Genomic DNA, 13,967 nt, shown 5'->3' on the forward strand with positions numbered 1-13,967 from the left:
GGCAATGCCAGTGAGGGCACTTTGAGCAACCTTGAATTCCGTGACGGTCGAGGGACGCAATATCGATTGCGATCAGCGTCCGATCACCAGCTCTACTGGGCCGTTGGCGGGCAGTTGCACGCTGATCGGCGTGCTTTCCACATCGTCGGCCTGGCGCATTGCGTTGCCACTGCGCGACAGCCGTGCCAGCACCTGCACGCTGTCCAGCGACGACAGCTTGCGGGTGGGCATCGGGCTGTCGCCGTCGTCCAGGGTGATGGTCAGCGGCAGTTCGCTGAGGGCGTGTTTTTCCACCGCCACCGGCATCGGGGTGTCGGTGGCGCGGGCGATCACGAACACGCTGGTGTCGCCGGGCAGCGCGGCGCGTTTGGCAAATTCCGCATCCAGCGCGATGCGCACATTGATGCGCTTGCCGGCTGCCGCATCGGCGCCGCTGTCGGGCGCTGTCGGCAGGGCTGCAAGCCCGGCTTCCCGGCGTGCAGCGTTGATCTGCTCAAGCAGGCCAGGGCGGGTGCTGGCGTCGACCACCTGCAGCAATGGCTTCCAGGTGGCGCTGGCCTTGGCCGGCTGGCCGGCCTGGCGCTGCACCACGCCCAGAAACCAGCGTGCGCGCTGGTGGTCCGGTTGCACGCTGAGCGCATGCTCGAGCAGGCGCATCGCCTGCGGATCCGGGCGGCCGCTGTCGTCGGCAAGCATGCGCGCCTGCGCGGCCGCCACCAGTACGTCGGGTTCATCCGGCCGCAGCGCCACCGCGCGCGCAAAGGCATCGCGGGCGTCGGCGAATTTCTGCTGGCTGGACAGCGAACGTCCCAACAGCACCCAGCCTTCGGCCTGGTCGGGATTGCGCGCCAGGGCGGCGCGCAGCTGCACGATGGCCTCCTCCAGCGTGCGTGGCGTGTCCGGGCGGTTGGCGGCCAGCGCGATCGCGCCCGGCGTGCCCACCAACCAGTACAGCGCTGCACTGGCGGCCAGCAGCAGCGCCGCCACGCTGGCGGCCAGCCCGCGCGTCTGCCGCCACAGCGGCCGCAACGCCACGCCAAAGGCCAGCAGCGCAACGACCACCACCGCCATCACGAAATCGACCATCACCACTCCTGCTCGTCGGGCGGCAGCGCGGGCGCGGCGGCGCTGCGGCGGCGTACCACCATGACCACCGCCGTGCCGCCCAGCAGCAACACCAGCAACGGGCCGAACCACAGCAACCAGGTACGCGATTCCACCTGCGGCCGGTACAGCACGAATTGCCCGTAGCGCGCGACCAGGAACTGCCGGATCTGCGCATCGCTGCGGCCCTGCTGCATCAGCGCCAGCACTTCGCGGCGCAGATCCTGCGCAATCTGCGCGTTGGAATCGGCCAGCGACTGGTTCTGGCATTGCACGCAGCGCAGCTCGGCGGTCAGCGCGTGGAAGCGCGCCTCCTCGGCGGCGGAACGGTAATGCGGCGGCGCGTGATCGCCCACCGGCTGGGCCACGGCCAGCCAGGGGAGCAACAGCAGCGTCAGCAGCCAGGCGCGGCTCATGGCTTGGCGTGCAGGTCCGGGGCGGCGGTGGGCGAGCGTTCGATCCGGCTCAATGCCGGAATCAGCTGGGTGTCGATGATGGACTGGGTGAGCATGCCGCTGTATTTCCAGCGCACCACGCCGCGCCCGTCGACCAGAAAGGTTTCCGGCGCCGCCGCAATGCCGAAGTCGATGGCGGTGCGTCCGTCGACGTCGGCGACCACCAGCAGGTACGGGTTGCCCAATTGCTCGAGCCAGCGCAGGGCATCGGCGCGCTCGTCCTTCCAGTTGTAGCCAATCACGCGCACCCGCTTGGTCAGCGCAAACTTGCTCAGCACCGGGTGTTCTTCGCGGCAGGCCGGGCACCAGCTGCCCCACACATTGATGATGTAGGGCGCGCCGCGCAGCTCACGCGCGTGCACCACGATGCTGGGGTCGTGCAGCAACGGCAGCGCGAACTCCGGCGCCGGCTTGCCGATCAGCGCCGAGGGCAGGGCATCGCGATCGCCCTGTCCAGAGCGGACCACCGCATAGACCAACAGTGCCGCCAGGGCGAGCAGCAGCACGATGGCGCCCACGAGAACCGCAGTGGGCAGGCGGGGTGAACGTGACTCAGACATCTTGGATCTCCGCAGGACGACGAAAACGCCGGTCGGCCGCGGTGACCAGGCCGCCGAGCGCCATCAGCAGCGCTCCCAGCCAGATCCAGCGCACGAACGGTTTGAGGTGGACGCGCACCGCCCAGGCCTGGTTGCCCAGCGGTTCGCCAAGGGCGACATACAGGTCGCCAAACGGACCGGGGCGGATCGCCGCCTCGGTCAGGGTCTGTCCGCCGCTGGCGTAGCGGCGTTTTTCGGCATGCAGCATGCCAACCGGCACATCGTCCTTGAACACCTGCAGGTTGGCGCGGTCGGACAGGTAGTTCGGCCCGCGCAGTTCTTGCAGATTCTCGAAATGCAGCGAATATCGCCCGATCTCTAGCTGCTGGCCCGGTGCCAGCGCCACTTCACGCTGCAGGCTCAGCGATTCCACCAGCAGCGCGCCGGCCAGGAACACCGCCACTCCAAGATGCGCCAGCGTCATGCCCAGCATCTCGGCGGTGAATCGCCGGCCCTTGGCGGCACGCCGCGTCCATAGGAAGCGCAGCGTGCCGAACAGCACCCACGCCGCGCCGGTGACGCCGATGGCTGCCTTCAGCTGCCCTTGCGGCGCCATGCACCAGGCCAGCACGCCAGCGGCCAGCGCCAGGCCGGCCCAGGGCGCCAGCAGGGCCAGCGGCCGCGAGGCCTGTTCACGCTGCCAGCGCGTGAGCGGGCCAAAGGGCAGCAACGCCACCAATGGCGCCATCAACACCACGAACAAGGTGCCGAAGTAGGGCGGGCCCACCGACAGCTTGCCCATCCCCAACGCATCGGCCAGCAGCGGGTACAGCGTGCCCAGCAACACCATCGCGCAGGCGCAGGTCAGCAGCAGGTTGTTGAGCAGCAGCAGCGTCTCGCGTGAGCTGCCGGCAAACGCGCGGCGCGGGTCGTTACCGGGCGCCAGGCGCGGCGCGCGGATCGCGTACAGCAGCAACGCGCCACCCACTACCGCCAGCAGGAACACCAGGATGAACACGCCGCGCGACGGATCGGCGGCGAACGAATGCACGCTGGTCAGCACGCCCGAGCGCACCAGGAAGGTGCCCAGCAGCGACAACGCGAAGGCGGCGATCGCCAGCAACAGCGTCCAGCTGGCGAAGCTGCCGCGCTTTTCGGTGACTGCCTGGGAATGCAGCAGGGCAGTGCCGACCAGCCATGGCATGAAGCTGGCGTTTTCCACCGGGTCCCAGAACCACCAGCCGCCCCAGCCCAGCTCGTAGTACGCCCACCAACTGCCCAGCGCAATGCCCACGGTGAGCATGGCCCAGGCCACGTTGGTCCAGGGCCGGGTCCAGCGCAGCCAGCGCGCGTCCATCCGCCCCTCCAGCAGCGCGGCGATGGCGAAGGCAAACGGCACCGCAAAGCCGACATAGCCGCAGTACAACATTGGCGGGTGGATGATCAGGCCCGGGTCCTGCAGCAGGGGATTGAGATCGGCGCCTTCGGGCGGCACCGGGAGCAGGCGCGCGAACGGATTGGAGGTGAACAGCAGGAACGCCAGGAAACCCACGCTGATGAGCGCCATCACCCCGAGCACCCGCGCCACCACCTGCGCCGGCAATTGCCGCGACCACAGCGCCACCGCGCCGGTCCACAGCGCCAGCACCAGCGTCCACAGCAGCAGCGAGCCCTCGTGCGCGCCCCACACCGCCGAATAGCGATAGATCAACGGCAGCAGGCTGTTGGAGTTTTCGGCCACATAGCGCACCGAAAAGTCCTGCACCAGGAAGGCATGCGTCAGCAACGCGAAGGCCGTGGCGATCAGGCCCAGCTGCACCAGCGCCGCCGGCCGCGCCACCGCCATCCAGCTGGCATGCCCGCGTTGTGCGCCGGCCAGCGGCAAGGCGGCCTGCACCAGCGCGACCAGCAAGACCAGGACCAGCAGGAAGGTGCCGAGCTCAGGAAGCATGGGAGAGCCAGGACAGGGGACCGGGGACCGGGGAGCCCGGAAATACACGATTCCTGGCGCGGCTGGGATGCGTGCAAGGGTCAACCGCTGCGAGGCGCTTTTCCCGGCTGCCCGGTCCCCGGTCCCCGGTCCCGACAGGCCTCCCCCTCATTGCTTCTCCTCCACCCGATGCTTGCGATGCGCACTGCCCATCTTGTCGGCGACTTCCTTGGGCATATAGGTTTCGTCGTGCTTGGCCAGCACATCTTCGGCCACGAACACGCCCTGCTGCATACGCCCGGTGGCCACCACTGCCTGACCTTCGCGGAACAGATCCGGCAGGATACGGTCGTAGCGCACCGGCAGCTGCGCATCGCCATCGGTGACGCGGAACTGCGCTTCCAGCGAGCCGGAAGCGCGCTGGAACGAGCCTTTTTCCACCATGCCGCCCAGTCGGAAACGCGCGTGTTCGCCAGCATCGCCGCGCAGCACTTCCGACGGCGTGTACAGATAGGCCACGTTGCGCTGCAGGGCCATCGCCACCAGCGTGGTGGCCAGCCCACCGGCCAACACCAACGCGAGTACCAGCCACAGGCGGCGGCGCCGTTGCGGGTTCATCGGTCCAGCTCCGCGTCGCTGGGCAGGGTGCGCTTGCGCTCACGCAGGCGGCGTGCCTGCGTGGTCTTCAATGCGCGGCGTACCTGCCAGTGGCCGGCGATCAGGTCCCACAGCAGCACCAGCACGAACACGGCGTAGGCGGCGATGACATAGGGCAGGTAGCTCATGCGGCCGCATCCTGCGGCTCGCGCACGATCCAGGCCTTGCCGGCTTCGCGGCGCAGGTTGTCGGCGCGTGCGCGGGTGAGCAGGGAACCGGCGAACCAGAACTTGGTGCCGATCACCATCAGCCACAGCGGTAGCAACATGCTGGCATCGATGGTCGATGGACCGAACAGGCGGATGCTCTGGCCCTGGTGCAGCGAATTCCACCACACCACCGAATAGCGGATCACCGGCAACAGCACCACGCCCACGATCGCCAGCAAACCGGCCGCGCGCGCCGCCTGGCGGCGGTCGTCGATGGCGTGGTACAGGCCGATCACGCCCAGGTACAGGAACAGCAGGATCAGTTCGGTGGTCAGGCGCGGGTCCCAGTCCCACCAGGTTCCCCACATCGGCTTGCCCCAGATGCTGCCGGTGAGCAGGGTGATGACGGTGAACGCCGCACCGATCGGTGCGCACGCCATCGCCAGGATCTCGCACACCTTGATGCGCCAGATCAGCGCAATGGCCGCGTACAGCGCCATCAACCCGAACACGAACAGGCTCATCCACGCGCTGGGAACATGGATGTACAGAATACGGAAGCTGTCGCCCTGCTGGTAATCGGCCGGCACGGCGAACAGGGCCTGCCAGATCCCCGCGCCCAGCAACAGCGCGGCCAGCACGTAGCACCAGGGTGCCCAGCGCGCGGTGAAACGGTCGAAGATCGGGGGGGAGGCGAGTTGGTGAAACCAGCGGACGACGAAGTTCATGCGATGGCGATGGCTCTTGGCATGGAGGCAGCTTCCGGTACGACACCACCGTACACCCTACGGGGTCCTATCGATGGCGCATCTGCAACGGCGATCAGCTGAGCGAGATCCGGATCGCCGCCGCCGCCGCCAGCGGTGCCAGCACGATGCCGATCACCAACCCCGCGCCCAGCAGCAACAACGCACCCACCGCATCCTGCCCTTGTCCGCTGGCCGCCACGCTGCCGGCACCGAACACCAGCACCGGCACGTACAGCGGCAACGCCAGCAACGCCACCAGAATACCAGAGCGTTTCATGGTGACCGTCAGTGCCGCGACCACCGCACCAAGCAGACTCAGAAGCGGTGTCCCCAACGCCAACGATGCCAGTAGCACCGGCAACTGGTCATGTGGCAGGTGCAGCAATTCGCCCAGCAACGGCGTCACCGCGATCAACGGCAGCGCGCTGGTGGCCCAATGCAACAGCACGCGCACCGCGATCAACCAGGCCAGCGGCACCGGCGCCAGCAACCATTGCTCCATCGAACCATCTTCCACGTCGCTGCGGAACAAGGCATCCAGCGACAGCAGGCCGGCCAGCAACACCGACAGCCACAGCACCGCCGGCGCGGCCTGTGCCAGCAGGTCCGGGCGTCCACCCAGGCCCAGCGCGAACAACACCACGATCAGCAGTGCGAACAGCGCCGGCTGCAGCGCGTCGCTGCGACGGCGCCACAGCAGTTGCAGATCGCGGCGCACCAGCGCGCGGGCCGCTTGCAGCAACGACGGTTGCGATGACGGCGTCATGCCGCGGTCTCCAGGGTGAGCATGCGCGTGCGTACCGGCGGCGCTGCATAGGCGCCGTGGGTGGTGACCAGCGCCGCGCCACCGCTGCGCAGGTGCGCGGAGATCATTCGGTTGACCAGGGTGATGCCGTCCAGGTCCAGGTTGGCGTAGGGCTCGTCCAGCAGCCACAGCGGAGCGGGCGAGAGCCACAGTCGCGCCAGTCCCAGCCGCTTGCGTTGGCCGGCGGAAAGCTGCCGCACCAGCGCATCCTCGTAGCCGGCCAGGCCGACGATGGCCAGCGCGCTGCCGGGCATCTGCTTGGCCCGGCGGCCATGCAGGCCGCACAGGAAATGCAGGTTCTCCAGCGTGCTGAGGTCGGCCTTCAGGCCCGGCAGGTGGCCCAGGTAGGCCATGAAGCGGCTGCGGTCGCCACGCCGGGCGGTCTTGCCGTCGATCTGGATCTGCCCGCGCTCCACCTGCAGCAGCCCGGCCAGTACCCGTAGCAGCGTGGTCTTGCCGGCGCCGTTATCGCCCTGCACCAGCAGGGCTTCGCCGGCATCCACGTGGAAATCCAGCGGGCCGAACACCGGCTCTTCGTTGCGGCTGAAGGCCAGCGCGTGGGCCGCCAGCAGCGGGGGCGCAGTGTGCAGCGGTTCGATCATCGGCGCAGCGGGCTCCCGTCGCAGGACGGCATGGGGTGGGCGAGCGGGTGTCGGGCCATCGCGTCCGCACGACCGGCACGCCGCGCGACAGGACAGGGCGCGCATTGTAGCGACGATGGCCGCTGCCGGGGGGGCGGATGCGCCGCGCAATGTGTCAGGGAACGCTGTTTTGCCCGCTGCCGGGCGCACCGGCCGGGCCGCTTTGCGTACACTCGCGGTCCCCCCGATTGCCGACCGGACAGGTGCGATGCCCCTCACGACCAAGCTGCCCAAGGTGGGCACCACCATCTTCACCGTCATGTCGCAGCTGGCGGCCGAGCACGGCGCGGTCAACCTGGGCCAGGGCTTTCCCGATTTCGCGGTGCCACAGCGGCTGGTCGACGAACTGACCAGGGCCATGGCGGCCGGCCACAACCAGTATCCGCCCATGACCGGCGTGGCCGCGCTGCGCCAAGCCATCGCCGGCAAGGCACAGCGTTGCTACGGCGCGCAGGTGGATGCCGATACCGAAATCACCGTGACCAGCGGCGCCACCGAGGCGATCTTCAACGCCATCCACGCAGTGGTGCGTGCGGGCGAAGAGGTGATCGTGCTGGACCCGGCCTACGACTGCTACGAGCCGGCGATCGATCTGGCCGGCGCGCGCGCCGTGCACGTGGCGCTGCACCCGCAGACCTTCGCGGTGGACTGGGACGCGCTGCGCGCGGCGGTCACGCCCAAGACGCGCCTGCTGATGATTAACTCTCCGCACAACCCGTCCGGCGCGATGCTCTCGGCCGACGACCTGCAGACCCTGGCCGAACTGCTGCGTGGCACCGACATCTTCCTGCTCTCGGACGAGGTCTACGAACACATCGTGTTCGACGGCCGCCGCCATGAGTCGGTATTGCGCTGGCCGGAACTGCGCGAGCGCGCGTTCGTGATTTCCAGCTTCGGCAAGACCTACCACTGCACCGGCTGGAAGATCGGCTATGCGATCGCGCCGCCGGCGCTCACCGCCGAATTTCGCAAGGTGCACCAGTACAACACCTTCACCAGCTTCGGCCCGGCCCAGCACGCCTTCGCCGCGATGATCCGCGACGAGCCCGAGCACGACGAGCAGCTGGGCGCGTTCTACCAGGCCAAGCGCGACCGCTTCCGCGAGCAGCTGGCGACCACGCGCCTGACGCCGCTGCCGGTGCCCGGCGGCTATTTCCAGCTGGTGGATTACTCGGCGATCAGCGATCTGCCCGACACCGACTTCGTGAAGTGGCTGACGACCGAGAAGGGCGTGGCCGCGATCCCGCTATCGCCGTTCTACGAGAATGCCCCGGCCGGGCAACGCCTGGCACGGCTGTGCTTCGCCAAGAACGATGCCACGCTGGATGCGGCGATCGCGCGTTTGCGCAGGCTCTGACGAGCTGGGAATCGGGAATCGGGAATCGGGAATCGTAAGAGCGGTTGGCCGCTTTTTGATCTGAATCTACACTTGGCTCGATGACATAACGCCCTCATTAGACCGCTGTTCGATTCCCGATTCCCGATTCTCCATTCCCGATTCTCCATTCCCGAGTCTCCATTCCCGAGTCTCCATTCCCGAGTCTCCATTCCCGAGTCTCCATTCCCGAGTCTCACCATGAACGACCTTCGCATCTCCCTGATCCAAGGCGACACCCGCTGGCACGATCCGGCTGGTAATCGCGACTATTACGCTGCATTGCTGCAGCCGCTGGCCGGGCAGACCGATCTGGTGATCCTGCCGGAGACCTTTACCAGCGGGTTTTCCAACGATGCCATCGACAAGGCCGAAGGCATGGACGGGCCGACCGTGGACTGGGTGCGCGCGCAGGCGGCGCGGCTGGCGGCGGCGGTGACCGGTAGCGTACAGTTGCGCACCGAGCACGGTGTGTTCAATCGCCTGTTGTGGGCCACGCCCGACGGCGCGTTGCAGTTCTACGACAAGCGCCACCTGTTCCGTTTCGGCAACGAGCATCTGCGTTATGCGGCCGGACGCGACCGCCTCTGCGTCGACTGGAAGGGTTGGCGGATCAATCCGCAGGTTTGCTATGACCTGCGTTTTCCGGTGTTTTGCCGCAACCGCTTCGATGTGGAGCGCCCGGGCCAGATGGATTTCGACCTGCAGCTGTTCGTGGCCAACTGGCCGTCGGCACGCGCCTACGCCTGGAAGACGCTGTTGCGCGCACGTGCGATCGAGAACCTGTGCTTCGTCGCCGCCGTCAACCGCATCGGCGTGGACGGCAATCAGCTGCACTACGCCGGCGACAGCGCGGTGATCGATTTCCTCGGCCAGCCGCAGGTGGAAATCCACGAACGTGAGCAAGTGGTCACCACCACCATCAGCGCCGCCGCCCTGGCCGACCACCGCGCCCGCTTCCCCGCGATGCTGGATGCCGATGCCTTCATCTTCCCGGAGTAATCGGGAATCGGGAATCGGTAAAGCGCTGGGCTGGTGTGTTGGGCATTGTCTGATCTTGATGTCTGGTTTGCGCGGCTTTGGGTTCTGAGCATGGGCAGGAGCGTTCCCGCCTGCGTTAGCCCGTTAGCCGAAAGCCCCTGGCATCTGTAAAACACGGTTGCACAATCTCAATTCGCCGGCACCGTCATCAGCGCCGACGATGTCGCTCTTACGATTCCCAATTCCCGATTCCCGATTCCCGGCTACTCACCCACCTTGATCTCATAGATCTTCGGCCACCGCTTGCCGGTGACGAACAGGCGGTCGTGTTCGGCATCGTAGGCAATGCCGTTGAGCACGTCGTTGGTGGGGTCGGTCAGGGTGTCCGCATCCGGCACCAGCGCCTTGAGGTCGATCCAGGCGATGACCTTGCCGCTGGCCGGGTCGATCCGCGCGATGCGGGTGGTCAGCCAGACATTGGCCAACAGCTGGCCCTTGACCCATTCCAGCTCGTTGAGGTTGTCCAGCGGCCGGCCGCGTGCGGTGACCTGGATGCTGCCGATCTGCTTTAGGGTTTGCGGATCGAGCTTGCGGATGGTGGCGCTGCCGTCGCTCATGTACAGCGTGTGCGCGTCGCTGGTCAGTGCCCAGCCTTCGCCGGGATAGCTGAACTGGCCGCGCGGCGTCAGGGTAGCCAGGTCGTAGATGAAGCCGCGCTGGTTGCGCCAGGTCAGCTGGATCAGCCGGTCCTGCCAGGCCACGATGCCTTCGCCGAAGTAGGGCGGCGGCGTCTCCACCTGCTGCAGCACCCGGCCGCTGTCCAGTTCGACCTTGCGCACTTGCGACCTGCCCAGCTCGCCGGTGCTTTCATAGAGATAGCCATCGCGATGGAACAGGCCTTCGGTGAAGGCGGCGGTGTCGTGCGGATACGTCCGCACCACGGTGTAGCCTTGGGTGGGAATCGCCTCGGCGCCATGCGCTAGCGGCGACAGCAGGACGGCGGCAAACAGCAGGAGGGCAGGGCGTGACATGCCGCCATGATCCCATGCCCCTGGGTGGTTTGTAGCGGCAGCGGTCGTGGCGGGGGCGAGCTAATGCTGCGCTGAACGGTGTTCGCATCGGTAGGCCGGCGTTGTCGCGGCTGCCACATCGGCGCTGCTAGTCTCGCTCCACGTCCACCATCGGCACCGCCTACATGATTAAGTCCCTGTCTCTTCTCGCGCTGCTTGGCGCCGCAACGCTGACGCCGCAGGCGCAGGCGGCCGGCAACATCGATTGCAAGCTGTCGTTCAACCTGTCCGGCTGGTCGGTGTTCTACAAGACCGCCAGCGGTACCGGCATCATCCGGTGCGACAATGGCGCGGTGATCCCGGTCAAGATTTCCAGCAAGGGCGGCGGCCTGACGGTCGGCAAGTCCAAGATCACGGGCGGCCGCGGCAGCTTCTCCGGCGCCTACAAACTCGACGATCTGTTCGGCACCTATGCCGCTGCCGAGGCGCATGCGGGCGTGGTGAAGTCCAGCACCGCACAGGTGGTCACCAAGGGCGATATTTCGCTGGCGCTTGCCGGCACCGGCGAAGGTGTGGACCTGGGCGTCAGCGTCGGCAATTTCGTGATCGAACGCCGTAAGTAAGCAGTGACTTCGAAGACGCGCGTACCGCGTATCGGTGCGTAGCGTCGGGCATCTGCGTTGCGGTGTCGTACTGCACACTTGTCGATGCAGGGTAATCCCCCCGTTTTCAGCAGCCGCCAAAAGTGGAACTAAGCAGCCAACGCAAGCTGACCAGACGTTCGTCTGTTGAGAGCCTGCATCGGCGTGATGCCTCCGAGCGCCATATTCGGGCGCTTGTTGTTGTAAGTCCATAGCCAGCGGGTGGCAATGTCCTGTACCTGCTAAATATCGTTAAAGAGGTTGCTGGCAAGCCAGGCGTAGCGCACGGTGCGGTTGTAGCGTTCGATTTAGGCGTTCTGCTGTGGGTTGCCTGGCTGGATGTATAGCAACGCGATGCCCTGCCTCCCGGCGCATGCCTGCAGCGCACCACTGATGTACTCCGGACCGTTGTCACAGCGTATGGCGCGGGTTTTCCGCGCCATTGGATCACCTGCTCGGCGAGCAGCTTCTTCAGGCGCGTGTTCTCGGCCTCCAAGTCCTTGAGCCGCTTGGCATCAGGCACGCTCATCCCACCGAACTTGCTGCGCCACAAGTAGTACGAGGCCTCGCTGAAGCCGTGGCGCCGGCACAGATCCTTGATCGCCACGCCGCTTTCTGCCTCACGCAGAAAGCCGATAACCTGCTCGTCAGTAAAACGCTTCTTCACGTCCAATCTCCTTCGGGGTAGGCAATTGGACTCTAGACTGGCGTGCTACTCAAAATCGGGGGGACGTCGCGCGCGAGCGGCAGGCAGGGAGATATCAACTTCCATCGCCAACCATTCTCGGTTGAAGTCATCCAGCGCATTGAGCAGCCGGAAGCTGCGTCCGTCTGCAAGCTGATCGTGCATGAAATCCATCGACCAAGTGTCGTTGACTACGTCAGGCACCGCCAGAGGCGCCGGCGTTTCACGGATGATGCGCTTACGCGGCTTGATGCGCAGATTCAACTCCAACTCGCGGTAGATGCGGTAAACACGCTTGTGGTTTCATTTGAACCTTTGACGTTGCGAAGGTGCATGAAGCACAGGCTGAAGCCCCAGTCCCGGTAAGCACTGGTCGGCCTCACCAGCCAGTCAGCGATGATTGCGTTCTCGTCGCTGGCCTTTGCCTGGTAGCGGTAGCAGGTCTGGATCACGCCGAACGTCATGCAGGCGTGCGCCATACTGGTGATGCCTTCTTTGACCGCTTGCCGGGCCATCTCGCGGCGCTGAGATGGCCTTACCATTTTTTTGCGAGGGCTTCCTTCAGCAGCTCAGCGCTGAGCTGCGCGTCGGCGTACATCTTCTTCAGACGCCGATTCTCATCCTGTAGTTCCTTGAGCTGGGACACCATCGAGGCGTCCATGCCACCGAACTTGCTGCGCCACTTGTAGAACGTTGCCGAGCTGATGCCGTGCTGCCGGCAGAGGTCAGGAACGGGTGTCCCGGCCTCGGCCTGCTTGAGTACGGCGATGATCTGGCTGTCGGTGAATCGTGATTTCTTCATGGGATCTCCTCGGGGTAGGTTACGAGAAAATTCCACTTATAGCTGCTGCTAACCTGCGGGGGGATTACCGTCGGGAATGGCCTGTTTGCAAGGCTCAATGCAGCTTCAAGGGTCTCAAGGCACCCACACGAATCCGCGATGAGCCATAAAAAGCATTTCATCCTGGAATTTGAGCTTTAGCCACCGACTTTGCCTGCCACTGAGTAAAGGGGTTCTAGAATCCACTCGTATATCCGTCGGCGCTCCCCCATGATGTCTGCTTCCAAGCGCATACCTGGCCGTAACGCTTCCCGTATGCCATATGCGAGGACAGTTTGCTGATCCAACGAAACAAGGACTCGATAGACGGGTTCGCTTGCCTGTCCCTGGGCGTTGCTAGCCGCAACCGCGCTCCGAGAAACACGAAGCACTCTACCCTCGTGACGGCCAAACTTCTGATAGGGATAGGCTTGGTAGCGCAAGAGTACGTGATCGCCGGGCTTGATGAACCCAATCGCTGCGCTCGGAACCACCAACTGGGCGCGCAGCATTGATCCATCAGGCAACAAGCTAAGAATAGGTTGGCCAGCTTGCACAGCTTGGCCTGCTTCTACCAGCCGGCTGGCAACCAAGCCGCCGACTGGGGCACGCAGTAGCAACTCACCTTTGGCCTCAATCTGAACGGTTTCCTGACTGAGCGTCGCAAAGTCGCGCTCAGTCTCGGCGCGAGCGGCACGCCGCTGTTCAGGAAGCTCGGCCAGCGACTGGTCCAGCTGAGCAAGGGTTCGGCGCAACGATGTCGCTTGCCGCTGTAGTGCCTGCTGAGCATTGAGTAGGTCCAGCATCGATTGTTCTTGCTGATTGATCTGTACCACACTCACGTACCGTTGATCTGCGACCTGACGATAGCGCTTTAGCGTCTCCTGACCTATACGCACCTGTTCGCCACGAGTGTGTATCTCACTTGCGATCTGCGTAAGCTCCCGACGCAATGCGTCTCGCTGTCGTTGCGTGCCGCGCTCCTGAGCCTGCAGCTGTTGCTCTTTAGCATCCTGAAGCCTCTCCAAGCTCACCAGCCGGGTCACTTGACCATCACGCAGAACCTTCAGCGCATCATCGCCGGCTGCAGTGATCCGTGGCACGTTAATGAGGAGCAAGGCGGCCTGTCGCTGCACATGGTCGCCTTCTTCTGCATGCAGGGTCGCGATGACACCGGCCGCGGGTGCCACCACGGTCGAAAGGCCAAGGTCGGGAACGAGTTCACCCTCAACCTTAGACCGACGCGTGTACTCACCGAACACAACAAATCCTATTACCACACTAGCGGAAACGACGGCCAAGGTTGCCAGCACCCATAGCCTGACGGGCTGGGCTAGTCCTACTGTGTCATTAAATGCGAAGGTGCGGAGACATCGTTCCAAGTAGTGTCACTGCGATTTCTACGGCGATTGTCCAGCGAAGCGTC

General features: G+C 65.3%; 14 protein-coding genes and 3 pseudogenes. 3 read left to right on the forward strand and 14 right to left on the reverse strand.

Going from position 1 to position 13,967, the window contains the following annotated elements; genetic code table 11:
• Nucleotides 1–72: 72 nt before the first annotated feature.
• From XcuCFBP2542_RS09070 to ccmA, 9 genes are all read right to left on the reverse strand, one after another.
• Complete coding sequence (locus XcuCFBP2542_RS09070; protein WP_170066972.1) at nt 73–1,086, reverse strand: tetratricopeptide repeat protein; 1,014 nt, start codon at nt 1,084–1,086, stop codon at nt 73–75.
• Nucleotides 1,086–1,520 (reverse strand): cytochrome c-type biogenesis protein, encoded by a 435-nt coding sequence (locus tag XcuCFBP2542_RS09075; RefSeq protein WP_167526897.1) that lies wholly within the window; start codon nt 1,518–1,520, stop codon nt 1,086–1,088. Before XcuCFBP2542_RS09075 ends, XcuCFBP2542_RS09070 begins: the two co-directional genes overlap by 1 nt.
• Entirely contained in the window at nt 1,517–2,119 is a 603-nt protein-coding gene (locus XcuCFBP2542_RS09080) for a DsbE family thiol:disulfide interchange protein (RefSeq protein WP_104603257.1), read from the reverse strand. The genes XcuCFBP2542_RS09075 and XcuCFBP2542_RS09080 overlap by 4 nt, the downstream gene beginning before the upstream one ends.
• Nucleotides 2,112–4,049, reverse strand: coding sequence for a heme lyase CcmF/NrfE family subunit (locus XcuCFBP2542_RS09085; protein WP_104603258.1), 1,938 nt, complete (start codon nt 4,047–4,049; stop codon nt 2,112–2,114). Before XcuCFBP2542_RS09085 ends, XcuCFBP2542_RS09080 begins: the two co-directional genes overlap by 8 nt.
• A gap of 147 nt (nt 4,050–4,196) precedes the next feature.
• Nucleotides 4,197–4,646 carry a cytochrome c maturation protein CcmE gene (ccmE, locus tag XcuCFBP2542_RS09090; RefSeq protein WP_104603259.1) on the reverse strand — a complete coding sequence of 150 codons (450 nt, stop codon included), beginning with the start codon at nt 4,644–4,646 and terminating at the stop codon, nt 4,197–4,199.
• Nucleotides 4,643–4,813 carry a heme exporter protein CcmD gene (locus XcuCFBP2542_RS09095; RefSeq protein ID WP_104603260.1) on the reverse strand — a complete coding sequence of 57 codons (171 nt, stop codon included), beginning with the start codon at nt 4,811–4,813 and terminating at the stop codon, nt 4,643–4,645. The genes ccmE and XcuCFBP2542_RS09095 overlap by 4 nt, the downstream gene beginning before the upstream one ends.
• Nucleotides 4,810–5,562: a heme ABC transporter permease gene (locus XcuCFBP2542_RS09100; RefSeq protein ID WP_104603261.1), complete on the reverse strand. Its 753-nt coding sequence runs from the start codon at nt 5,560–5,562 to the stop codon at nt 4,810–4,812. The genes XcuCFBP2542_RS09095 and XcuCFBP2542_RS09100 overlap by 4 nt, the downstream gene beginning before the upstream one ends.
• A gap of 94 nt (nt 5,563–5,656) precedes the next feature.
• On the reverse strand, nt 5,657–6,349 hold the full coding sequence (ccmB, locus tag XcuCFBP2542_RS09105; RefSeq protein WP_104603262.1) for a heme exporter protein CcmB: 693 nt from the start codon (nt 6,347–6,349) through the stop codon (nt 5,657–5,659).
• A complete protein-coding gene (ccmA, locus tag XcuCFBP2542_RS09110) occupies nt 6,346–6,990 on the reverse strand; it encodes a heme ABC exporter ATP-binding protein CcmA (protein ID WP_104603263.1) in 645 nt (214 codons plus the stop codon). The genes ccmB and ccmA overlap by 4 nt, the downstream gene beginning before the upstream one ends.
• Nucleotides 6,991–7,237: 247 nt before the next feature.
• Here ccmA and XcuCFBP2542_RS09115 point away from each other — a divergent pair, with 247 nt between their 5' ends.
• Nucleotides 7,238–8,386, forward strand: coding sequence for a pyridoxal phosphate-dependent aminotransferase (locus XcuCFBP2542_RS09115; protein ID WP_104603264.1), 1,149 nt, complete (start codon nt 7,238–7,240; stop codon nt 8,384–8,386).
• A gap of 219 nt (nt 8,387–8,605) precedes the next feature.
• The gene (locus tag XcuCFBP2542_RS09125; RefSeq protein WP_104603266.1) at nt 8,606–9,406 is read left to right on the forward strand and encodes an amidohydrolase; all 801 of its coding nucleotides are present in this window, start codon (nt 8,606–8,608) and stop codon (nt 9,404–9,406) included.
• 242 nt (nt 9,407–9,648) lie between these two features.
• On the opposite strand, the gene XcuCFBP2542_RS09130 is transcribed toward XcuCFBP2542_RS09125, so the two are convergent.
• The gene (locus XcuCFBP2542_RS09130) at nt 9,649–10,416 is read right to left on the reverse strand and encodes a glutaminyl-peptide cyclotransferase (RefSeq protein WP_104603267.1); all 768 of its coding nucleotides are present in this window, start codon (nt 10,414–10,416) and stop codon (nt 9,649–9,651) included.
• A 164-nt stretch (nt 10,417–10,580) separates the two neighbouring features.
• Here XcuCFBP2542_RS09130 and XcuCFBP2542_RS09135 point away from each other — a divergent pair, with 164 nt between their 5' ends.
• Entirely contained in the window at nt 10,581–11,018 is a 438-nt protein-coding gene (locus XcuCFBP2542_RS09135) for a hypothetical protein (RefSeq protein WP_104603268.1), read from the forward strand.
• A 128-nt stretch (nt 11,019–11,146) separates the two neighbouring features.
• On the opposite strand, the pseudogene XcuCFBP2542_RS20005 reads toward XcuCFBP2542_RS09135, so the two are convergent.
• The 4 genes and pseudogenes from XcuCFBP2542_RS20005 to XcuCFBP2542_RS09150 form a co-directional block, all read right to left on the reverse strand.
• A pseudogene (locus tag XcuCFBP2542_RS20005) lies at nt 11,147–11,496 on the reverse strand (integrase core domain-containing protein); the annotation flags it as partial.
• Nucleotides 11,479–11,703: pseudogene (locus XcuCFBP2542_RS20010) on the reverse strand (transposase); the annotation flags it as partial. The pseudogenes XcuCFBP2542_RS20005 and XcuCFBP2542_RS20010, both read right to left, overlap by 18 nt.
• A gap of 63 nt (nt 11,704–11,766) precedes the next feature.
• Nucleotides 11,767–12,523, reverse strand: a pseudogene (locus XcuCFBP2542_RS09145) (transposase); the annotation flags it as partial.
• 176 nt (nt 12,524–12,699) lie between these two features.
• Nucleotides 12,700–13,842, reverse strand: a complete 1,143-nt coding sequence (locus XcuCFBP2542_RS09150) for an HlyD family secretion protein (protein ID WP_249027633.1) — start codon at nt 13,840–13,842, stop codon at nt 12,700–12,702.
• Nucleotides 13,843–13,967 lie beyond the last annotated feature (125 nt).

Origin of the sequence: Xanthomonas cucurbitae (assembly GCF_002939885.1) — a bacterium.
GTDB lineage: Bacteria > Pseudomonadota > Gammaproteobacteria > Xanthomonadales > Xanthomonadaceae > Xanthomonas > Xanthomonas cucurbitae.